This is a genomic window from Streptomyces sp. NPDC058697, assembly GCF_042715345.1.
Classification (GTDB): domain Bacteria; phylum Actinomycetota; class Actinomycetes; order Streptomycetales; family Streptomycetaceae; genus Streptomyces; species Streptomyces liliifuscus.
The window spans coordinates 361,004-382,491 of the sequence record NZ_JBHXSU010000003.1 but is presented as its reverse complement, the minus strand read 5'-3'; the positions used below and the strand labels follow the sequence as shown (position 1 = coordinate 382,491).

General features: G+C 71.3%; 19 protein-coding genes. 14 read left to right on the top strand and 5 right to left on the bottom strand.

Annotated features, from left to right (window positions below):
• Positions 1-6: 6 nt before the first annotated feature.
• The 10 genes from ACFWXQ_RS09490 (at position 7) to ACFWXQ_RS09445 (ending at position 12,001) form a co-directional block, all read left to right on the top strand.
• Positions 7-1,008 carry an ABC transporter ATP-binding protein gene (locus ACFWXQ_RS09490; RefSeq protein WP_383951247.1) on the top strand — a complete coding sequence of 334 codons (1,002 nt, stop codon included), beginning with the start codon at positions 7-9 and terminating at the stop codon, positions 1,006-1,008.
• Positions 998-2,047: an ABC transporter ATP-binding protein gene (locus ACFWXQ_RS09485; RefSeq protein WP_383951250.1), complete on the top strand. Its 1,050-nt coding sequence runs from the start codon at positions 998-1,000 to the stop codon at positions 2,045-2,047. Before ACFWXQ_RS09490 ends, ACFWXQ_RS09485 begins: the two co-directional genes overlap by 11 nt.
• A gap of 46 nt (positions 2,048-2,093) precedes the next feature.
• Complete coding sequence (locus tag ACFWXQ_RS09480) at positions 2,094-2,714, top strand: FMN-binding negative transcriptional regulator (protein WP_383951253.1); 621 nt, start codon at positions 2,094-2,096, stop codon at positions 2,712-2,714.
• Positions 2,711-4,237: an amidohydrolase family protein gene (locus ACFWXQ_RS09475; RefSeq protein WP_383951255.1), complete on the top strand. Its 1,527-nt coding sequence runs from the start codon at positions 2,711-2,713 to the stop codon at positions 4,235-4,237. Before ACFWXQ_RS09480 ends, ACFWXQ_RS09475 begins: the two co-directional genes overlap by 4 nt.
• 231 nt (positions 4,238-4,468) lie before the next feature.
• Positions 4,469-5,665, top strand: coding sequence for a glycoside hydrolase family 64 protein (locus ACFWXQ_RS09470; protein WP_383951257.1), 1,197 nt, complete (start codon positions 4,469-4,471; stop codon positions 5,663-5,665).
• Positions 5,666-5,851: 186 nt separating this feature from the next.
• Positions 5,852-6,664, top strand: coding sequence for a DUF4142 domain-containing protein (locus tag ACFWXQ_RS09465; RefSeq protein ID WP_383952485.1), 813 nt, complete (start codon positions 5,852-5,854; stop codon positions 6,662-6,664).
• 171 nt (positions 6,665-6,835) lie between these two features.
• Complete coding sequence (locus ACFWXQ_RS09460) at positions 6,836-8,197, top strand: DUF692 domain-containing protein (RefSeq protein WP_383952483.1); 1,362 nt, start codon at positions 6,836-6,838, stop codon at positions 8,195-8,197.
• A gap of 419 nt (positions 8,198-8,616) precedes the next feature.
• Positions 8,617-9,417, top strand: coding sequence for a DUF4142 domain-containing protein (locus tag ACFWXQ_RS09455; RefSeq protein WP_383952481.1), 801 nt, complete (start codon positions 8,617-8,619; stop codon positions 9,415-9,417).
• A 103-nt stretch (positions 9,418-9,520) separates the two neighbouring features.
• Entirely contained in the window at positions 9,521-10,297 is a 777-nt protein-coding gene (locus ACFWXQ_RS09450) for a TIGR04222 domain-containing membrane protein (protein ID WP_383952479.1), read from the top strand.
• A gap of 129 nt (positions 10,298-10,426) precedes the next feature.
• Positions 10,427-12,001, top strand: a complete 1,575-nt coding sequence (locus ACFWXQ_RS09445) for an alpha/beta hydrolase (RefSeq protein ID WP_383952477.1) — start codon at positions 10,427-10,429, stop codon at positions 11,999-12,001.
• Positions 12,002-12,085: 84 nt separating this feature from the next.
• Here the strand turns inward: ACFWXQ_RS09445 and hemQ are convergent, their stop codons facing one another.
• Together hemQ and hemG are read right to left on the bottom strand one after the other, a co-directional pair.
• Positions 12,086-12,817 carry a hydrogen peroxide-dependent heme synthase gene (hemQ, locus tag ACFWXQ_RS09440; protein ID WP_383952475.1) on the bottom strand — a complete coding sequence of 244 codons (732 nt, stop codon included), beginning with the start codon at positions 12,815-12,817 and terminating at the stop codon, positions 12,086-12,088.
• Between the two features lie 4 nt (positions 12,818-12,821).
• Positions 12,822-14,306 (bottom strand): protoporphyrinogen oxidase, encoded by a 1,485-nt coding sequence (gene hemG, locus ACFWXQ_RS09435; RefSeq protein ID WP_383952473.1) that lies wholly within the window; start codon positions 14,304-14,306, stop codon positions 12,822-12,824.
• A gap of 195 nt (positions 14,307-14,501) precedes the next feature.
• Between hemG and ACFWXQ_RS09430 the strand changes: the two genes are divergently transcribed.
• Both ACFWXQ_RS09430 and ACFWXQ_RS09425 read left to right on the top strand, forming a co-directional pair.
• Positions 14,502-15,494, top strand: a complete 993-nt coding sequence (locus ACFWXQ_RS09430; protein WP_383952471.1) for a DUF4349 domain-containing protein — start codon at positions 14,502-14,504, stop codon at positions 15,492-15,494.
• A gap of 67 nt (positions 15,495-15,561) precedes the next feature.
• Positions 15,562-16,968 carry an FAD-dependent oxidoreductase gene (locus tag ACFWXQ_RS09425; protein ID WP_383952469.1) on the top strand — a complete coding sequence of 469 codons (1,407 nt, stop codon included), beginning with the start codon at positions 15,562-15,564 and terminating at the stop codon, positions 16,966-16,968.
• A gap of 139 nt (positions 16,969-17,107) precedes the next feature.
• Here ACFWXQ_RS09425 and ACFWXQ_RS09420 read toward each other — a convergent pair whose 3' ends face one another.
• A complete protein-coding gene (locus tag ACFWXQ_RS09420) occupies positions 17,108-17,455 on the bottom strand; it encodes a hypothetical protein (RefSeq protein ID WP_200395350.1) in 348 nt (115 codons plus the stop codon).
• A gap of 103 nt (positions 17,456-17,558) precedes the next feature.
• Here ACFWXQ_RS09420 and ACFWXQ_RS09415 point away from each other — a divergent pair, with 103 nt between their 5' ends.
• The gene (locus ACFWXQ_RS09415) at positions 17,559-18,380 is read left to right on the top strand and encodes a rhomboid family intramembrane serine protease (RefSeq protein ID WP_383952467.1); all 822 of its coding nucleotides are present in this window, start codon (positions 17,559-17,561) and stop codon (positions 18,378-18,380) included.
• Positions 18,381-18,447: 67 nt separating this feature from the next.
• On the opposite strand, the gene hemE is transcribed toward ACFWXQ_RS09415, so the two are convergent.
• Together hemE and ACFWXQ_RS09405 are read right to left on the bottom strand one after the other, a co-directional pair.
• Positions 18,448-19,515, bottom strand: a complete 1,068-nt coding sequence (hemE, locus tag ACFWXQ_RS09410; RefSeq protein ID WP_383952465.1) for a uroporphyrinogen decarboxylase — start codon at positions 19,513-19,515, stop codon at positions 18,448-18,450.
• A gap of 96 nt (positions 19,516-19,611) precedes the next feature.
• On the bottom strand, positions 19,612-20,238 hold the full coding sequence (locus ACFWXQ_RS09405; RefSeq protein WP_383952487.1) for a DUF3000 domain-containing protein: 627 nt from the start codon (positions 20,236-20,238) through the stop codon (positions 19,612-19,614).
• 478 nt (positions 20,239-20,716) lie between these two features.
• Between ACFWXQ_RS09405 and ACFWXQ_RS09400 the strand changes: the two genes are divergently transcribed.
• Positions 20,717-21,379 (top strand): response regulator transcription factor, encoded by a 663-nt coding sequence (locus ACFWXQ_RS09400; protein ID WP_055616736.1) that lies wholly within the window; start codon positions 20,717-20,719, stop codon positions 21,377-21,379.
• Positions 21,380-21,488: the final 109 nt, after the last annotated feature.

Below are 21,488 nucleotides of genomic sequence, written 5' to 3'. Positions count from 1 at the left end.
CCGCTGATGGACCACACGCCCCTGAACGCACCGCTGTTGGACGTCCAGGTCCTCACCGTCGACGTGCTGTCCCGGTCCGGCGCGGCCCAACGCGTCGTCCACGGAGTCTCGTTCACCCTCCACGAGGAGGAGACCCTCGCGCTCATCGGCGAGTCAGGCTCCGGCAAGAGCATCTCCGCGATGGCCGTCATGGGCCTGCTCCCGGCCACCACGGCCCGGGTCGGCGGCAGCGCCCGCCACCGGGGCACGGACCTGCTGACCCTGCCCGAGGACCGGTTCCGCGCCCTGCGCGGCAAGCGCATCGCGATGGTCTTCCAGGACGCCCTGTCCGCCCTCAACCCCACGCTCACCGTGGGCTTCCAGATCGCCGAGACGATACGGGCCCACGAGGGCGTCGGCCGCCGCGAGGCCCGCGCCAGGGCCGTCGAGCTGATGGCCCGGGTCCGCATCCCCGACCCGGCCCGGCGCTACCGCGACCACCCGCACCAGTTCTCCGGCGGTATGCGCCAACGCATCATGATCGCGATGGCGGTGGCGCTGAGCCCCGAGGTCCTCATCGCCGACGAACCCACCACCGCCCTGGACGTCACCGTGCAGGCGCAGATCATGGAACTGCTCGCCGAACTCCGCGAGGAGACCGGCTCCGCCCTGCTGCTGATCACCCACGACCTGGGACTCGCCGCGGGCACCGCCGACCGGGTCGCGATCATGTACGCCGGGCGCATCCTGGAACAGGCCCCGGTCCAGGAGCTGTACGACCGGCCGGCACACCCGTACACCCGGGGGCTGCTCGCCGCCGTGCCCCGCCTCGACGGGGACACCGACAACCTCACCCCGATCCCGGGCAGCCCGCCTGGACCCGGCCTGCTGCCCTCCGGCTGCGCCTTCCATCCGCGCTGCCCCGACGTCGGTGAACGCTGCGCGACACAGGAGCCGATGCTGCTCCCGGCCCCGCCCGCGCGCCTCGTCGCCTGCCACTATCCGCTGGAGGTCTCCGGTGCCCGATGACGTCCCGACCGGTGTCCCGCTCCTTGAGACCGGTGCCCCACCCCTTGAGACCGACATCCCGCTCCTTGAGGCCCGTGGCCTGGTCAAGCACTACCGGTCCGGCGGGCTGCCCGTCGGCGGCCGGCGCCGGGCCACGGTCAGGGCCGTCGACGGCGTCGACCTGACCCTTCGGCGGGGCTCGACCCTCGGTCTCGTGGGCGAGTCCGGATGCGGCAAGTCGACCCTCACCCGTCTGCTGATGGCCCTGGACCGGCCCACCTCCGGCACCGTGCTCGTCGAGGGCCGGGACCTGCTCGCCCTGCCGTCGGCCGAGCTGCGGCGCCGCAGGCGCGACATCCAGCTCGTCATGCAGGACCCGTACACCTCCCTCGATCCCCGGATGACGGCGCTGGAGATCGTCCGTGAGCCGCTCGACATCCACCGCGACCTGATGCCGAAGAAGGAACGCGCGTCCTGGGCCCACGAGTTGCTGCACATGGTCGGGCTCGACCCCGGGCACGCGCACCGCCACCCCCACCAGTTCTCCGGCGGGCAGCGCCAGCGCCTCGGCATCGCCCGGGCGCTCGCGCTCCGCCCGAAGATCCTGGTCTGCGACGAGCCTGTGTCGGCGCTCGACGTGTCCGTGCAGGCGCAGGTCATCAACCTGTTCAAGGAGCTGCAGCGGGAGTTCGGGCTCAGTTACGTGTTCATCGCGCACGATCTGGCCGTGGTGCGGCACGTCGCCGACGAGGTCGCCGTCATGTATCTGGGGCGGATCGTCGAGCACGGCGACCGCGACACCGTGTACTCCCGCCCCGCGCATCCGTACACCCGGGCGCTGCTCTCGGCCGTCCCCGATCCGGACCCGCGCGGGCGGGGCGCCACCGGCCGCATAGTGCTGCAGGGCGACCCGCCCAGCCCGACCCGGCCGCCCGCCGGCTGCGCCTTCCACACACGCTGCTGGAAGAGCGAGGAGATCTGCGTGGATCAACAGCCCGTTCCGGCCCCGGACTCGACCGTCGGACGGCGGCAGGTCTCCTGCCACTTCCCCGAGAACTGACGGCCGCGAACTGACAGCCGAGAACTGACAGGACGGAACAGCGCACATGCTGGAGCAGGAGATCTTCCGGGTCACCGACCCCGGACGGATCCGTGATCTCGCGAGAGCCCACCCCTGGGCCACCCTGATCAGCCACACTCCCGACCGCGGACTGGTCGTCTCCCACCTGCCGGTCCTGGTCGACGAATCGCGCCAGGACACCACTCTGCTCGGCCACCTCGCCAGGGCCGACGCCAGGAAGCACGAACTCGGCTCCCACGAGGTCGTCGTCGTGCTCCAGGGACCGCACGGCTACATCTCGCCGAGCTGGTACGAGGAGACACCCCACGTCCCGACCTGGAACTTCACGGTCCTGCACGTCCACGGCCGCCCCGAGGTCCTGGACCCGGCGGACACGTACGACGTGCTGTCCGCCACCGTCGACCACTTCGAGGACCGCCTTCCCGAGCCGTGGCGGCTGGCCCGAGTGGAGAGCTACGCCCACCGGATCGCCGCCGCCGTCACCGGATTCCGGCTGCCCGCCACGAAGGTGACGGCCAAGGCGAAACTCAGCCAGGACGAACGCGGGGAGATCGTCCTCCGCCTTGCCGGTGCCCTCGAATCCGGCCTGCCGTACGCCGTTCCCGAACTCGCCCGCGCCATGCGCGACATCCGGAGGAAGCCGTGACCCACACGAACACCGCAGCAGCGGCCGGCACCCGGCCGGCCACCACCGAGCCGCTCACCCTGCGCCGCGTCCACCTCGGCGCGGGCGGACCGCTGAGCGACGTCCGTATCGAGTCCGGTCTCGTCAACGCCGTCTTCCCGGCGGGCGAATCACCGCGCGCCGACGGGCGGAGCGCCGACCTCGACGGCCGTACGCTGCTGCCGGGGCTGTGGGACTCGCACGTACACATGGTCCAGTGGGCGGGCCTGCGCCGCCGGCTCGACGTGTCCGGCGCCCGCTCCGCGCGGGAGGCCGCGGACGCGGTCGGCCGACAGGCCGCCGCCCTGCCGCCCGGTGAGCCCATGATCGGCCACGGCTTCCGCGACGGACTGTGGCCGGACGCGCCCCACAAGGACCTGCTCGACACCCTCGTCCCGGACCGCCCCGCCCTGCTGATCAGCATGGATCTGCACTCCGCCTGGCTCAACTCGGCCGGACTCGCCCTGGTCGGACGCGGCGACCACCCCACCGGGCTGCTGCGCGAGGACGAGTGCATCCAGGCCATGGCCCAACTCCCCACCGCCTCGGTGGAGTTGACGGACCAATGGGTGCGGGAGGCCTGCGTCGCCGCCGCCGCGCGCGGGATCACCGGCATCGTCGACTTCGAGTACGCCGACAACATCGCGGACTGGACCCGCCGGATGAACGGCGCCCCGGTGCCGCTCCGCGTGGCCGCCTCCGTCTGGTCCCCGCAGCTGGAGGCGGCGATCGGCCGCGGGCTCCGCACCGGCCAGACCCTGGACACCCCCGGCGGACTGCTGGAGGTCGGGCCGTTCAAGCTGCTCACCGACGGCTCGCTCAACACCCGCACCGCGCTGTGCCACGAGGCGTACCCGGGCACGGTCCCCGGCGAGCCCGGCTCCCACGGACTGGAGCAGCTGCCCCCGCAGGAGCTGGTGTCCCTGCTGCGCCGCGCCTCCTCCCACGGGATCGAACCCGCCATCCACGCGATCGGGGACCGCGCCAACGAGATGACCCTCGACGCCTTCGAGGCGGTGCGCTGCCACGGCCGGATCGAGCACGGCCAGCTGCTCGCCCCCAAGGACATCCCGCGCTTCGCCGAACTGGGCGTCACCGTGAGCGTCCAGCCCACGCACGCGGTGGACGACCGGGATGTCGCCGACCGGCACTGGGCGGGCCGCACCCACCGGGCGTACGCCTTCGCCGACCTGCTCGCCGCCGGGGCCGTCCTGGCGCTGGGCTCCGATGCCCCCGTCGCGCCGCTCGACCCCTGGCTGACCATGGCGTCGGCCGTGACCCGGACCGGCGACGAGCGCCCGCCGTGGCACCCGGAGCAGCGGATCCCGGTGGCGGACGCCCTGGCCGGCTCGTCCCGGGGCCGGCGGCTGATCCGGGTCGGCGACCGGGCGGACCTGGTGGTGACCGACGCCGACCCGCTCACCGCGGACGCCCGGACCCTGCGCGAGATGCCGGTGCACGCCACGCTCCTCGCCGGCACCTGGACCCACGGCCCGTCGATGTGACCCGTTCCCGCACGAAGGTGTGCGCGGGCTGTATGTCGATGCCGGACCGACGATGACCATCTTGGTCTAGACCTTGACGTGTCCCGCTCACGGGGAGACTCTGAGAGCGCTCTCAAACGACTGGAAGGGGCCCGCCTCCCCTCACCTCCCCATGACGGGACGCGGCCCCCGACCATCCGTCCGTCGCATTTCGACTCCGGTGGGAGAAACCCACCTGGCAGGAGGACGAGCGTGCTTGCCCTACGGAAAGCGCTGGTGGCCCTGGTCGCCGCGGCAACCGTCACCACGGGACTCACGACGGTGGGCCCCGCATCCCGAGCCGAAGCCGCGGTGCCCACGACCATCCCGCTGGAGTTCAAGAACAACTCCGGGCGCGGCGACCAGATCTACATCTACAACATCGGGACCCTGCTCTCGACCGGCCAGCAGGGCTGGGCCGACGCGAACGGCACCTTCCACGCCTGGCCGGCCGGCGGCAACCCGCCGACCCCCGCGCCCGACGCCTCGATCGCCGGACCGGCCAACGGCCAGACCAAGACGATCCGGATGCCGAAGTTCTCCGGGCGGGTCTACTTCTCGTACGGCCAGAAGCTCGTCTTCAAGCTGACCACCGGCGGTCTCGTGCAGCCCGCGGTGCAGAACCCGACCGACCCGAACGCGAACATCCTCTTCAACTGGACCGAGTACACGCTCAACGACTCCGGCCTGTGGATCAACAGCACACAGGTGGACATGTTCTCGGCCCCCTACGCGGTCGGCGTCAAGAACACCGCCGGCACGGTAAAGAACACCGGTCACCTGAAGCCGGGCGGCTACAACGGCTTCTTCAACGCCCTGCGGGGCCAGCCCGGCGGCTGGGCCAACCTCATCAGGACCCGCTCCGACGGGACCGTGCTGCGGGCCCTCGCACCCGGCCACGGCATCGAGTCCGGCGCCCTGCCGAGCACCGTCATGAACGACTACGTCAACCGCGTGTGGAGCAAGTACGCCACCTCCACACTGACGGTGACACCGTTCGCGAACCAGCCGGCCACCAAGTACTACGGCAGGGTCTCCGGCAACGTCATGAACTTCACCAACGGCTCGGGCGCCGTCGTCACCAGCTTCCAGAAGCCCGACTCGGACAGCATCTTCGGCTGCTACAAGCATCTCGACGCGCCGAACGACCTGGTGCGCGGCCCGATCTCCCGCACCCTGTGCGCGGGCTACAACCGGTCCACGCTCCTGACCAACCCCAACCAGCCCGACACGAGTTCCGCGGGCTTCTACCAGGACACCGTGACCAACCACTACTCCCGGAAGATCCACGCCCAGATGGCCGACGGCAAGGCGTACGGCTTCGCCTTCGACGACGTCGGCAACCACGAGTCGCTGGTCAACGACGGCAACCCGCAGACGGCGTACATCACGCTCGACCCGTTCAGCTGAGCGAGCCGGCCCGACAGCGTGTCGCGAGGACCGGGCTGACCCGCCCGGTCCTCGCGACACGCCCGAACAACAAAAGTGACTCACCAAACATCGGCCGTTGAACGCACCGCCCGCCCCGCACGTATCTCCCTGCGCTGGCCAAGTACAGATTCCCAACGACCAGTTGGCATATTCCGGGAGGCACCTTTGCGGCGTATCAACGGCACGGCCCTCGTCATCGTGGCACTCGTAGGCACACTCGGCGCGCTCGCGTTCCCCGTGTGGTCCTACGCCGACCGCGCCGGGACGGGGGAGGCGAACCTCGCCGCCGGGACCGTACCGACGCGTTGGGGCCCGCTGACGGCCAACGACCGTGACCTGATCACCCGCGTGCGGCTGGCAGGGCTGTGGGAGCTGCCCGCGGGCCAGCAGGCTGCCGAGCGCTTCCCGAGCGGTCCGGTGCGGGAGGCGGCCGACCACCTGATCGTCGGTCACACCGACCTCGACAAGCGCGCACGCAGCGTCGCACGGGATCTCGGTCTCGAACTGCCGAACCAGCCCACCGAGCAGCAGCAGGGCTGGCTGAACCAGATGTCCGCGGCCTCGGACGAGGACTACGTGAAGGTGTGGGCGAACCTCCTCCGGTCCGCGCACGGCAAGATCTTCCCGGTCATCGGCACGGTCCGGAACCAGACGCGCAACACGCTCGTGCGTCAGCTCGCCTCGGACACCAACCAGACCGTGCTCGACCACATCACGGTGCTGGAGAAGACCGGCGCGATCGACTTCGAAGCGATAGCCACCGACTCGGTGGCCGGATCGACGGCCAGCCCGAGCGGTCCGCCGCCGCCGGTCTCGGGCGTGGCCCCGCCCGCGGCACCGGCCGCGGAGGCGTCGGGCGACATCCAGACCACCTCGCGGCCCTCACCGGGTGCACCGGGCACGGTCAACACGAACCGGCCGGAAGCCGAGGACCCGGACAATCCGGGGAGCGGGGCCTCGCCCGATCCCACTCCCTAGCGAGGGATGACCTCAGCCCGTCCCGAAGCTCAAATGTTGCTCTGAACGTCCCCGCCGATGGGTTCGGCCCCGCTTCCCGGGGCCATGACCCCGTCACGCCGGAACAAACAGGTCCGTCGAAGGAGACGACGCACAGGTCCTGGTGAAGCCGTGGTGAAGGAGGGGGACGCGATGAAGCACTTGGGTACGGGAATCGGGTGGCGGCCGGAGATCGCGGCGGTCGTGGAGGGCATGCCCGGCATCGACTGGGTCGAGGCCGTCGCGGAGAACGTGTGCCCGGGGCATCTCCCGGAGTCGCTGGTGCGGCTGCGCGAGCGCGGCGTCACGGTGGTTCCGCACGGGGTGTCGCTCGGCCTCGGCGGTGCCGACCGTCCTGACGAGGGAAAGCTCGCCGATCTCGCGGCGGCCGCCGAGGCCCTCGGCTCCCCGCTGGTCACCGAGCACATCGCGTTCGTCCGCGCGGGCGGGGCCCTCACCGCCTCGCCCCGCCTGGAGGCCGGTCATCTGCTGCCCGTCCCCCGCACCCGGGACGCCCTCGACGTCCTCTGCGCGAACGTCCGCATCGCCCAGGACGCGCTGCCCGTGCCCCTCGCGGTCGAGAACATCGCGGCGCTGATCTCCTGGCCGGGCGAGGAGATGACCGAGGGACAGTTCCTGTACGACCTGGCCGACCGCACCGGCGTACGCCTCCTCATCGATGTGGCCAACCTCCACACCAACCACGTCAACCGCGGCGAGGACCCCGCCAAGGCCCTGGACGAACTGCCCGTCGAGGCCATCGCGTACGTCCATGTCGCCGGCGGCTTCGAACGCGACGGCGTCTGGCACGACAGCCACGCCCACGCCGTGCCGCCGGCCGTCCTCGCGATCCTCGCCGACCTGTCCTCCCGGGTCCGCCCGCCGGGCGTACTCCTGGAGCGCGACGAGAACTTCCCCGCACCGGCCGAGCTGGAACGAGAGCTGACGGCGATACGGGAGACGGTGGAGAAGGGGGCTCTCTCACTGGTTCCGGAGGCATCGGAAGCACCGGAGCCGACGGAGGCTCCGGACGAGCCTGCCGCGAGCCCCGCCGCCGAGCGGGCATCCGGCGATGCGCTGAAGGCAGCACCGTCCACCGACCCCTCCCGCCAGCGGCTCGCCCTCGCGCAGGCTGCCCTGTTGTCCGCGCTGGTCGCCGGGACGCCCGTGCCGGAGGGCTTCGACGGGAGCCGGCTCTCGGTGCAGGCCCGGGCGCTGGCGGGCAAGCGGGCCGATGTCGTGGCCAAGGTCGCGCCCGAGCTGCCGGAGATTCTGGCGGGGGCGTACCGCAAGGCGTTCGTCGCGTACGCGCACGGCCATCCGATGACCGGCGGCTACCGGCGGGACGCGCTGGACTTCGCCGAGCATCTGCTGCTGGGCGGCCGGCTGGAGGACCCGGACGTACGGCGGCGCGTGAGCGACTGGTGGCTGGAGCGCTCGGGACCGGCCCCGCTGTCGCAGCACCCTGCGGCCCGGCTGGCCCGCGCCACACGGCGGGTACTGCTGAGGCGTTGAGGCGCGTCCCACCCAGGCGCCGACGGGTCCCGCCGGGGCGTTGAGAACGAGTCGACGCCGGGCGTAGAGGCCTTCGTCACCGCGTGACATCGCTCACCGGACGACATGGGCGCCCGATCTGTACAGAACCGTGGGCCTCTTGGCTGCTCAGTGCACGTGCCCCGAGGGCCGGGCGCGCGGGCTCGCATCCGGCCGACGCCGGGCGCACCCCGCGCATGCGCGTGGTGCGTGGAAGCCCGCCCGCCGTCGTCCGCGCGCCGCCGCACCGCCTCCACCTGCGAAAACACCCCGCCTGCGGCCGTCTGTCCGGATTCGTGCGGCAACCGTCCGAACCCGTACCTCAGTTGACGTACGCCGCGCAGTAATATTCCAGCCCAACCCGAAGCGCACTAACGTGCGGTGCCGCAACAGGAGGCACCATGCGATCCATCAACAGCCGCGGACTGTTCAGCGGCACCGGGCTCATCGTCACGGGCCTGGCGGCGACCCTCGTGGCGCTGATCTTCCCGATCTGGTCGTACGCGGACCGGTCGGGCACCGGTGTGGACACGCTGAACGCCCAGACCTTGTCGACGAGGTACGGCCCGCTGTCCGCGCTGGACCGGGACTTCGTCACCAAGGTGCGGCTCGCGGGCCTGTGGGAGCTGCCCGCCGGCCAGCAGGCCCAGGAGCGCGGCACGACCCAGGCGGTCAAGACCGCCGGTAGGCACCTCGTGGAGGGGCACACGTTCCTGGACGAGCGGGTGCGCGAAGTGGCCTCGCAGCTCGGGCTCCAGCTGCCCAACCAGCCCAACGAACAGCAGAAGGCGTGGCTCGGCACGCTGAGCGCGGCCCGGGGCGAGGAGTACGACGTCCAGTTCGCGAACATCCTGCGCAAGGCGCACGGCAAGGTCTTCGGCCTGGTCGCCCAGGTCCGTGCGAGCACCCGCAACTCGCTCGTCCGGGGCCTCGCCGACGACGCGAACACCACTGTTCTGGACCACATCACGGTCCTGGAGGCCACCGGTCTCGTCGACTTCGACGCCCTGGCCCGGGACGCGGCCACCGCGAGCCCGCCGCCGCTCACCAACTCCCCGGCCCCGCCCGGTCCGACGGACTCCCCGAGCCCGCCCGTCCCGGTCTCCCCGCCCCCGGCCTCCCCCTCCCCTTCACCGACGTACACCCTGCCGCCGCCCGCGACGAGCCGCCCACCGGACACGTCCGAGGACAAGAAGCCCTGACAACCGGAACGCAGCGAAGCGAAACGTCACACTGTGACGACGCTCCGTCCAAATTGTGAACAAGCCGTGGCGCGCCCGGGCCTCCTTCGCATAGAAATCCCGCATGCTCTGGGTCCTCCTCCTGCTCCTGGCCTGGGTCGCGGCCGGCACCACGTGCACGCGTCTGTGTCTGGCCTCCGTCCGCGCCGCCGCCGTCATCGACGAGACGGACCGGTTCAACGGCCGCGGCCTCACGCTGTACGAGGCGGCGTTCCTGTCGGGCGGCCCCGCGCGGGTCGCCGATCTGACGCTTGTGTCGATGGCCCGCCAGCGCCGCCTGCTGCTCGCCCACACGGGCTGGGCGACCGTCGTGGACCCGCGCGGCCGGGACGAGATGGAACGCTCGGTGCTGGGCGCGATAGGCCCGGACGGACAGTCGCGGATCGCGCCGGTCCGTACGACCGCGGCCGCCGCTGAGTCCGTACGCGTCCTCGCCGACCGCCTCGTCGCGGCGGGCCTCGCCGTGCCGGACGGCGCCCGCACCACCGTCGCGGGCGCGGTCCGTCAAGTGCGGGCCGCCGCGGTGGCCGTGCTGGCACTCGGCGCGGTCGCCCTGTTGATGCCTGCTCAGGCGCAGGAGAACCGGCCCCTGGTGGCCATCTGGTTCACGCTGCCGCTCATCCTCACCCTGAGCTGCCTGGCCATAGCCCGGATCGAGGTCCACCCCTACACGCGCTGGGCGTCCCCGGCCGGCCAGCACCTGCTCAGCGCCCTGGCCCACCGCGCGGACACCGGCAGCGACGACCGTACGTACCTCACCACCGTGGCCGTACGCGGCATCCGCGCGATCGGCGAACCGGACCTGCGGGCGGCCTTCGCGCACCGCGAGCCGCACGCCTAGGGCGCGCCGGGGACGCGCGCCGGGCGCGCATCGGGGTCATTGGGCCGACACCGGCGGGCCGGTGCTTTACTTCGCCAAGTACCGAACGAAACATCCCTTTTGTTGCTGCCGTGCACTGAAGGGAACGCGATGCGAGCTGCCGCCCTCTACGGAACGGCCGGGTCCCTGGTTCTGACCGCAGTCGTCGCCGCCCCCGCGGGCGGCGCCCAGACCTCCCCCGGATGGACCGAACTGCACGGCACTGCGGTCGCCGCCCAGCGCGCCGCCGCCGAGGGCATCCGGTTCGGCAACTGCTCGGAGGAGCAGGACACCCCGGGCAGCCTGCAGTGCGGCACGGTGGAGGTGCCGCTCGACTACGCGCACCCCGAGGGCAAGAAGATCAAACTGACCGTCAGCCGGGTCAAGGCCACCGGCAAGGACGGCAGACGGCCGGTCCCGCGGCAGGGCGCGCTGGTCTTCAACCCCGGTGGTCCGGGCGCCTCGGGCATGTACTTCCCGCTGATCGGCATGATCCCCGAGTGGAAGCGCATCGCCGGGGCGTACGACCTCGTCGGCTACGCCCCGCGCGGGGTCGGCCGCTCGGCGCCGCTCTCCTGCCAGGACCCGAAACGACTCCTGAAGGGCCCCTCGCAGTCGCCGACGTACCCCTCGGAGTCGTACAAGGAGGAACGCATCGCGCGGGCCAAGGCGTACGCGCGGGGCTGCGTCGAGCGGTCGGGGCGCGAGATCCGGCACTTCTCCTCGCTCAACAACGCCCGCGACCTGGACGTCCTGCGCGCCGCCCTCGGCGAACGGAAGCTGACGTTCATGGGGGCCTCGTACGGCACGTACTTCGCTTCCCTCTACGCGACGCTGTTCCCCTCGCACGTGCGCCGGATGGTCTTCGACTCGGCCGTGAACCCGGATCCGGACAAGGTCTGGTACCGGAACAACCTCGACCAGTCGGCCGCCTTCGAGGGCCGCTGGGCCGACTTCCGCACCTGGATCGCCAAGCACCACAAGGTGTACGGGCTCGGCCGCACGCCGGAGGAGGTGCTGCGCAGTTACGAGCGGGCGAAGGCCCGGCTCGCCGCCGAACCCGCGGGCGGCAAGGTCGGTCCGGGTCAGCTCCAGGGCACGTTCCTGCAGGCCGGGTACTACGACGACTACTGGCCGCAGCGCGCGCTGGCGCTCTCCGCCTATCTGAAGGGCGATCCGCAGCCGCTGATCCGGCAGGCGGGGCCGAACCCGGACGCGGTGGAGGAGCAGGAGAACGGCAAGGCGGTCTACACCGCCATCGAGTGCAACGACGCGCCGTGGCCGCGCGCCTGGCACACCTGGGACCGCGACAACACCCGGCTCGCCCGCGTGGCCCCGTTCGAGACCTGGGACAACGTCTGGACGAACCTGCCCTGCGCCTACTGGCCCCTGCCACGCCAACGGCCGCTCGACGTACGGACATCACCCGGCGAACTGCCGCCGACGCTGATCCTGGCCGCCGAACGAGACGCGGCGACCCCGTACACCGGCGCCCTGGAGCTGCACCGCCGCCTGTCCGGCTCGGCCCTGGTCACCGAACGGGCATCGGGCTCACACGGCATCGGCGGCGCCTCCAACGCATGCGTCAACGCCCACTTGGACGCGTACTTGCTGGAGGGCAGGCTCCCGGTGCGAGGCGCGACCTGCGCACCGCACAAGGAGCCAAGTCCGGCACCGCCCCTCTAGGGGCGACGCCCTTCAGGGGCGCGGGGAACTGCGCGACCAGCCCCCACACACCCGCAGCCAACGTAAAAGCCCACCCGCGGAGCGCTACGCGAGCCCGGCAACCAGCTCGGCAACAGACTTCCGCCGCCCGGTATAGAACGGCACCTCTTCCCGGACATGCATCCGAGCCTCGGACGCACGAAGGTGCCGCATGAGATCCACAATGCGATACAACTCGTCCGCCTCGAAGGCGAGCATCCACTCGTAGTCACCGAGCGAGAACGAGGCAACCGTGTTGGCCCGCACGTCCGGGTACCCACGGGCCATCTTGCCGTGGTCGGCGAGCATCCGGCGACGGTCCTCGTCCGGCAGCAGATACCAGTCGTAGGAGCGCACGAAGGGATAGACGCTGACGTAGTTGCGCGGCGTCTCGTCGGCGAGGAACGCCGGGATGTGCGAGCGGTTGAACTCCGCCGGCCGGTGCAGCGCCATGTTCGACCAGACCGGCTCCAGCGCGCGGCCCAGCTTCGTACGGCGGAAGAGGTTGTACGCCTCCTGGAGCTGGTCGGCCGTCTCGGCGTGCCACCAGATCATGAGGTCGGCGTCGGCACGCAGCCCCGACACGTCGTACGTGCCGCGGACCGTGACGTCCTTGGCGTCGAGCTGGTCGAAGAGCTCCTGGACCTCGTCCGCGTACCCGGCGCGGTCCACGGGCAGGACATCGCGCAGTTTGAACACGGACCAGAGGGTGTAGCGGATGACCTCGTTGAGGTCCTTGGCCTTCTTGCCGGCGTTCGGAATCCTGGCCTGGCCGGTGGTGGGGGCGTCGTCACTCATGGGGCTATTCTCCCGCTCCGCCGTGCAGGCTCTGCACCGGGTTCGTGATCAGGGCGTCCGTCAGTCCGGCGCGGTCGCCGGTCAGCTTGTCCACGGCCGCGTTCGCGCTCGCGATACAGGCCGGGATGCCGACGCCGTCGTACGCCGCTCCGCAGACGGCGAGGCCGGGCAGCTTGCCGACGTGCTCGCGGATGCGGGCCACGCGCGCGTGGTGCCCGACCGGGTACTGGGGCAGTCCGTCGGTCCAGCGGGTCACCCGGGTCTCGACGGGCCGGGCGTCAAGGCCGGTGGCCTCGCGCAGGTCGTGCCGCGACACGTCGACGAGCCCGGCGTCGTCCCGGCCGAGGATCTCCGTCTCGCCGTAGCGCCCGACGGACGTGCGCAGGACCACCACGTCCGGGTCTTCCTCCGCGATCCAGCCCCACTTCTGGGAGGCGAACGTCGAAGCCTTGATGGTGCGCCCGTCAACAGGCGGCACCAGAAAACCGCTCCCTTCAGGAAGGGTGATTTCATCGCGGCGGTAGGCGAGGGTGATCAGTGCCATGGAGGCGTACTCCACGGTCGCGAGTTCGGCCGCGGCGGCCGGGGCCTCGGCGCCGAGCAGCCCGGCCGCGGCGCCGGCGGGCACCGCCACCACGACGGCGTCGGCATGGAGGACGTCACCACCGGCGACGACACGCCAGCGCCCGCCGCCGTCCGCCCCCGACGCCTCGCCCTCGACCCGCCGCAGCTCCGTCACCGGTGCCCCCGCGACGATCTCGCCGCCCCGGGCACGCACCGACTCCGCGACGGCGAGCGGAAGCCCGCCGATGCCGCCCTCGATACCGGTGAAGACCGGCCCCGTCTGCTGGTTCCTCGCCGCCCTCGCCTGGATATCGCGGACGGCCTCCGTCAACGACGTGTGGCTGCGGGCCGCCTCGAAGAGCTGGGGGACGGCCGAGCGCATCGAGATGCGGTACGCGTCGCCCGCGTAGACACCACCGAGGAGTGGCTCGATGAGGCGGTCGACGACCTCGCGGCCGAGGCGCGCGGCGACGAACTCCCCCACCGCCACGTCGTCGCCGACCTCCGTGCGCGGCAGGTCGCGGTCGCGCTCGATCCGGCGCAGGCCCTCCTCCGAGAGGACTCCGGAGAGGGCGGCCGCGTCTCCGGGGACACCCATGACGTGCCCCTTGGGCATCGGCCGCAGCGCCCCGCGTGTCCAGATCGAGGCGCCGGCCGTCGCGGGCGGCTGGAGCCGGTCGGCGAGGCCCACCTCGCGCGCGAGCGCCACCGCCTCGGGCCGCCGGGCGAGCATCGACTCGGCACCGAGGTCGACCCGGACGCCGGCGATCTCACCGGGCAGCAGCTTGCCGCCGAGCCGGTCCGAGGCCTCCAGCACGGTCACGCGCGCCCCGCCGTCCAGCAGCCGGTGGGCGGCGGCCAGACCGGCGATACCGCCCCCGATGACGACGACATGACCCGTGCCCGTACGTGTGTCTGCGTGCATGTCTCCACTGTCCCAGACCCCACCGACAGTCCCGCGGGCCCCGGTGCCCGTGAGGGTGCCGGTGAACGTGCCCGTGAGGGTGTCCATGACGAGTCCGGACCGTGACCTCTTCGGGACCGGATCCGGCCAACGTCTCACCAGGGCTCTGCGTCGTAGGAGCGTCAGTCATCACGACACCCTCGGGGGTAAGCCGATATGCAGACGCGTGGCAGTGGCACGACCAGGCATCGATCAGCACGACCTGTCCAGATCCTCTCGGCGCTGTGCCTCGCCGCGGCCCTCGCCCTGACGGGCTGCACGGGCGCGGACGACGGCGGGGACTCCAGCTCGAATGCCGACAAGGCCGCCGTCGCCCCGGGCTCGAACGAGGCGGGCGGAGGCGCGGCCGACAGCGACGCGGGCAGCGCCAAGCAGGAGCAGGCCGCCGCACCGCGGCTCACCGCCCACATCATCCACACCGCGTCCCTGACCGTGCAGGTCAAGGACGTGCCGAAGTCCCTCGCCGAGACCCGCACGGTGGTCGAGAACGCCGGCGGCATGGTCGGCAACGAGACCACGGACCGCGACTCCAAGGGCCGCGAGCGCTCCCGTGTCGTCCTGCGGGTGCCCTCGGACAAGTACGAGGAGGTCCTCACGGAGCTGGAGGGCTCGGGCAAGCTCCTCGACCGCAGGGCGAAGGCCGAGGACGTCACGGAGCAGGTCGTCGACGTGGAGAGCCGTATCAAGTCGCAGCGCGCCAGTGTGGTGCGGATCCGCGAGCTGATGGACCAGGCGACCAGGCTGAGCGATGTGGTCACCCTCGAAGGCGAGTTGAGCACCCGTCAGGCCGACCTGGAGTCGCTGCTGGCCCAGCAGGCCTCCCTGAAGGACCGTACGAGCCTGGCCACGATCACTTTGTCACTGTCCGAGACGCCGGTGAAAAAGGTCGTCGAGGACGACGACCCGGGGTTCGCGGACGCGCTCGGGGGCGGCTGGGACGCGTTCGTCACCATGTTCCGCTGGATCGCGCTGGCTCTCGGGGCGGTCCTGCCCTTCCTGGTCGGCGCGGCGCTGCTGCTGTTCCTGTGGGTGCGTTTCCTGCGCGGCCGGACGCCGGCCCGCCCGGTCGCGGCGGCCCCGAGCGGCGCGGGCACGAGTTCGCTGCCCGTCGCCCCGCCGGTCCGGGGAGAGGGCGACAACAAGGACTGAACGGACCCGAGCGAATCGGCGCGATCCCGACCAGGACCGAAATGCGGGACCCCCGTAGCGTGTTCGTATGAGCATGAGCCGTGCGAGCCGTTCCCAAGAGCGCCTGGTCGTCGTCGGCGGGGACGCGGCGGGCATGTCCGCCGCGTCCCAGGCGCGCCGTCTGAAGGGCCCCGACGAGCTGGAGATCGTGGCGTTCGAGCGGGGCCACTTCACCTCCTACTCGGCGTGCGGCATCCCCTACTGGGTGGGCGGTGACGTCACGGACCGGGACCAGCTGATCGCGCGGTCACCACAGGAGCACCGGGCACGCGGGATCGACCTGCGGATGCGTACGGAGGTCACGGAACTCGACGTCGAGGGCGGCCGCGTACGCTCCCTGGACCTGGAGTCCGGCGCCGAGGCGTGGACGTCGTACGACAAGCTCGTGCTCGCGACGGGCGCCCATCCGATGCGGCCCTCGCTCCCCGGCATCGACGCGCCCGGGGTGCACGGCGTGCAGACCCTCGACGACGGGCAGGCCCTCCTCGACACACTGGCCCGTACGGCGGGCCGCCGCGCGGTGGTGATCGGCGCGGGCTACATCGGTGTGGAGATGGCCGAGGCGCTGATCAACCGCGGGTACGAGGTGACGGTCGTCAACCGCGGCCAGGAACCCATGTCGACGCTCGACCCGGACATGGGCCGTCTGGTGCACGAGGCCATGGAGGGCCTCGGCATCACGATGGTGAACGACACCGAGGTCACCAAGATCCTCACCGGTCAGGACGGCCGGGTCCGCGCGGTGGCGACGGAGGACGTGGAGTATCCGGCGGACGTGGTGGTCCTCGGCATCGGCGTACGTCCCGAGACCGCGCTCGCCGAGGCCGCGGGGCTGCCGCTCGGCGACCACAAGGGGCTGCTGACCGATCTGGCCATGCGGGTGCGCGGGCACGAGAACATCTGGGCGGGCGGCGACTGCGTCGAGGTCCTCGACCTGGTCTCGGGCCGCGAACGCCACATCGCCCTCGGCACCCACGCCAACAAGCACGGCCAGGTGATCGGCGCGAACGTCGGCGGCGGCTACGCCACGTTCCCCGGCGTCGTCGGCACGGCGGTCAGCAAGGTCTGCGATCTGGAGATCGCCCGCACCGGCCTGCGCGAGAAGGACGCCCGCCGGGCGGGCCTCCAGTTCGAGACGGTCACCATCGAGTCGACGAGCCGCGCGGGCTACTACCCGGGCGCCGACCCCATGACGGTCAAGATGCTCGCCGAACGCCGCACCGGCCGCCTCCTCGGCGTCCAGATCGTCGGCCAGGAAGGCGCCGCCAAACGCGTCGACATCGCGGCCGTGGCCCTCACCGCCTGCATGACGGTCGAACAGATGACAGCCCTAGACCTCGGCTACGCCCCACCGTTCTCCCCGGTCTGGGACCCCATCCTGGTAGCGGCCCGCAAGGCGGTGACGGCGGTTCGGGGAGGCACGGCTTCCTCCTAGCTGGGGCCGCCCATTCAGGGGCGCGGGGAACTGCGCGACAAGCCCCCACGGACCGTCAGCCAACACACAACCCCAGCCCACCCAGGGGCGCGGGGAACTGCGCGACAAGCCACAACCAACCCGCAGCCGACAACCCCCCTCAGGCCCCCTGAGCCGACCCGTTCCCGTTGATCTTCTCTATGGCCTGCCGAGCCTGCTCCCCCGGCGACCGCGGCAACGACGAAACCGTCGACACCCCAGGCGCAGACACCGCCGAAGGCGGCATCGGCGGCGCCTGCTGAGGCCGCGCATGCGACCCCGCCTGCCGGCTCCGCAGCCGATGGCTCACCGCCTCGTCCAACGTCACCGGCCGCTGCATGCTGGCGGCCAGCCGACCGGCCTCCTGGCCGAGCGCGGCCACGTCCTCCCACGGCAGCCTGACCACGAGGGCAAGCTCCGCCTCTCCGTCCGGCGTGGCGATCAGGGGCTGAGTGACTCGGTCGTTCATTGACCTGTTCCTCACGTGTTGCTTGGATCACGACGGTTGCCGAGACATACGCACCCGCCCGCGGTCCCGTTCAGAGTCCCCCGAACCCGGGCAGAATTTCCCCGTGGTCATCCCCGTCCATGACGTGAACCCGGTCCGTCGCACGCCGTATGTGACGTACGCGCTGATCGCCGCCAACTTCGTGGTGTTCCTGGCCACTCCGGGTGTGGCGAGCTCGATCACCGGCGAGAGCGGCCCGGCCCAGCTGTGCCACCTCCAGGCGTTCCTGGACCACTGGGCGGCGGTGCCCCGGGAACTGATCCACGGCCAGACGCCGACGACCGTCCCCACCGGTGACGTGGGCGTGGGCCCGCAGGGCGCGGGCTGCCTGCTCGGCCCGCCCGGCTACGACAAGTCGCCCCCGATGTCGGTCCTCACGGCGATGTTCCTGCACGGCAGCTGGCTGCACCTGCTCGGCAACATGCTGTTCCTTATGATCTTCGGCAACAACATCGAGGACCGCCTCGGCCACATCCGCTACACGCTGTTCTACGTGGCCTGCGGCTACGCGGCGGCGTACGGCTTCGCCGTCGTCAACGCCGACTCCACCGACCCGCTGATCGGCGCGTCGGGTGCGATCGCCGGCGTCCTGGGCGCGTATCTGGTGCTCTACCCGAAGGCCAGGGTCTGGGTCCTCGTCCCGTTCCTGATCTTCCTGCCACTGCGCCTGCCCGCGTGGATCGTGCTGGGCTCCTGGTTCATCCTCCAGGCGGTGTACTCCTCCGGCACCGGCGTCTCCGAGGCAGGCACCGTGGCATACGTGGCCCACGTGGCCGGCTTCCTGACAGGCATGCTCCTGGCCTGGCCCCTACGCCCGGGCACGCCACCCCCACCCGAGCCCCGAGGCCTCCTGTGGGGCAGAAGGGCACACCCCCGGGCCCCATAGGGGCGCGGGGAACTGCGCGACAAGCCCCCACCGGGCCGCAGACAAATCACGAGCTACCAGCCGAACGTCAACGCGCCGTGCGCATGTGGACGTACTCCACAAGCCGAGTCAACGCATCCGGATCCATCGACGGCAGAACACCATGCCCAAGATTGAACACATGCCCCTCCAGCCCCGCCGCCGCGTCAAGAACCTCCTGGGTCTTCTCCTCGACGGCCTCGGTCGGGGCGAACAGAACCGCCGGATCGAGGTTGCCCTGCAACGCCTTGCCGGGACCGACCCGCCGCGCGGCCTCGTCGAGCGGCACACGCCAGTCGACGCCGACGACATCCGCACCGGCCTCGCCCATCAGCCCGAGCAGCTCACCCGTACCGACCCCGAAGTGGATGCGAGGCACCCCGTACTCCTCGACGGCCTTGAACACCTTCGTGGAGGCGGGCATGACCGAGCGCCGGTAGTCGGCGGGTGCGAGCGCGCCGACCCAGGAGTCGAAGAGCTGGACGGCGCTGGCCCCGGCCTCGATCTGCACCCGGAGGAAGGCGGCCGTGATGTCCGCGAGCCGGTCGAGCAGGTCGGCCCAGAGCTGCGGGTCGCCGTACATGAGGGCCTTGGTGTGCTCGTGGTTGCGGGACGGCCCGCCCTCCACGAGGTAGCTGGCGAGCGTGAAGGGCGCGCCGGCGAAACCGATGAGGGGCCTCGGGCCGAGTTCGCGCGTGAGCAGTCCGATGGCCTCGGTGACGTACCAGACGTCGTCGGGCGTCAGGTCGCGCAGCTGGGCGAGGTCGGCGCGGGAGCGGATCGGCTTCTCGACCACCGGACCCACACCGGGCTTGATGTCGAGGTCGATACCGATGGCCTTCAGGGGTACGACGATGTCGCTGAAGTAGATCGCCGCGTCCACGTCGTGCCGCCGTACCGGCTGGAGCGTGATCTCGGTGACCAGCTCGGGCCGCATGCAGGACTCCAGCATGGGGATGCCCTCGCGCACCTTCAGGTACTCGGGCAGTGACCGCCCCGCCTGCCGCATGAACCAGACGGGCGTGTGCGGCACGGGCTCGCGTCGGCACGCCTTGAGGAAGGTGGAGTCGTACGTCGCTGTCGGCTGCTGGCCCTTGGGGCGGTCAATGGCGCTCACGCCGAAAAGTCTCCCACGGTCGACGCGGCCCCCGATCCCGGGTAGGGCCGCGCCCGGACGCGCACATGGGCGCGGGCGAGGGGCGCGGCGGTCGGGTCAGCGGGACTGAGGCCCCCGGCGTTGCGGGAGGCTGACGATGGAGGCGTCGCCGGGGGCGGCCGGGGGGAGGCCGGCGATCTGGGCCAGGAGGTCGCACCAGGAAGCCAGATGGGAGGCCGTGTCGGGCACACCGCCCAGGCCTTCGCGGGGTGTCCAGGAGGCGCGGATCTCGATCTGGGAGTTGGCCGGCCGGTCCGCGAGGCCGCCGAAGTAGTGGGAGCCGGCCCGGGTGACCGTGCCGCTGGGTTCGCCGTAGGAGAGGCCGCGGGCCTGGAGCGCGCCGGTCAGCCAGGACCAGCAGACCTCGGGAAGCAGCGGGTCGGTGGCCATCTCCGCCTCCAGCTCCGCGCGGACCAGGGTCACCAGACGGAAGGAGCCCTGCCAGGCGTCGTGGCCCGCCGGGTCGTGGAGCAGGACGAGGCGCCCGTCCGCCAGGTCCTCGTCGCCGTCGACGACCGTGGCCTCCAGCGCGTAGGTGAAGGGGGCGAGCCGCTGCGGCGGCTTCGTCGGGTCGATCTCGATCTGCGGCCGCAGCCGCGCGGCCCTCAACGCGTCGACAGCGGCCCGGAAAGGCAGCGGAGCCGCCTCCATCGCATCCCGTTCCCCCTCCTTCGCGTCGTCCATTCCGCCAGCGCCGTCCGACAGTCGTCCCTGAGCCGCAGCCATGCGGGGAAGATTAAGGGGAACAGAGCCTTCGCGCAGGGAGAGACACCCGTGCGTGGGACCACTGTCCGGATCACATCGCGCGAACACGGCACTTTCTCTTGGGGTTTGAGGGCTCGGGTTCCCGGGTCCGAGGGCTCGGCGTCCTGTGGTTCGAGGGCCCGGGCCGCCTCCGGAGCATCCCCGGCCCTTGCACGAAAGCTTCTGCCCTTTTGTCGATACGACCACTTTCAGCCGCGTAACGAAGCGGAGCGAACTCGTTTCGATCTTCGGATGATCGATCGCCCGTCCGAATTGCACGCATTGTTACTCACCAAATCGTGATCATTCTCTAAAGGCGGACGGGTTTGGTGCCGAAGACCTCTGTGACCTTGAAAGCACGGTTCGTCCCGGCTTCATCCCCACAGCCGGTGCTCCGTCCCCCACCCCAGGAGGCCTGGTGTCCGTTCTCCTCGAGCAGCCCGCAAGCCTGGTCGCCTACCGCCCGAACAAGCCGACCGCGATGGTGGTCGTGGCCGATCCCCGTGTGCGCTCCACCGTCACCCGCCACCTGTGGGCGCTCGGTGTTCGCGACGTGATCGAGGCCTCGTCCGTCGCGGAGGCTCGTCCCCGCATCGGCAACCCCCGCGACATCTGTGTCGCAGACGTCCATCTCCCCGACGGCTCCGGCCTCACCCTCCTGTCCGAAACCCGGGCCGCCGGCTGGCCGAACGGCCTGGCCCTGTCCGCCGCCGACGACATCGGCGCCGTACGCAACGCCCTCGCGGGCGGCGTCAAGGGCTATGTGGTCACCGGTACCCGTACGAACCTCGGGCTTCCCACCCGGCCGGGCGCCGCTCCCATCGGCTCGGCCGCCGCCCGTATGCACCGCCGCCCCCCGGGCTCCCCGAGCCACCCGGGCGGTTACCGCGAGCTGTCCGGCCGTGAGGTCGAGGTGCTCCGGCTGGTGGCGGAGGGTCAGTCGAACAAGGCCATCGGCGTCTCGATGGGCCTGTCCGCACTGACCGTGAAGAGCCACCTCGCCCGTATCGCCCGCAAGCTCGGCACGGGCGACCGCGCCGGAATGGTCGCGGTGGCCCTGCGGACGGGGATCATCCACTGATTCCGGATTCACCGATGATTCAGGATTCACTGACCTGACTGGTTTACGACCCTCAGACGCCCGTCGACGGAACGTTCCGTCGACGGGCGTCGTCCATACACAGATACCC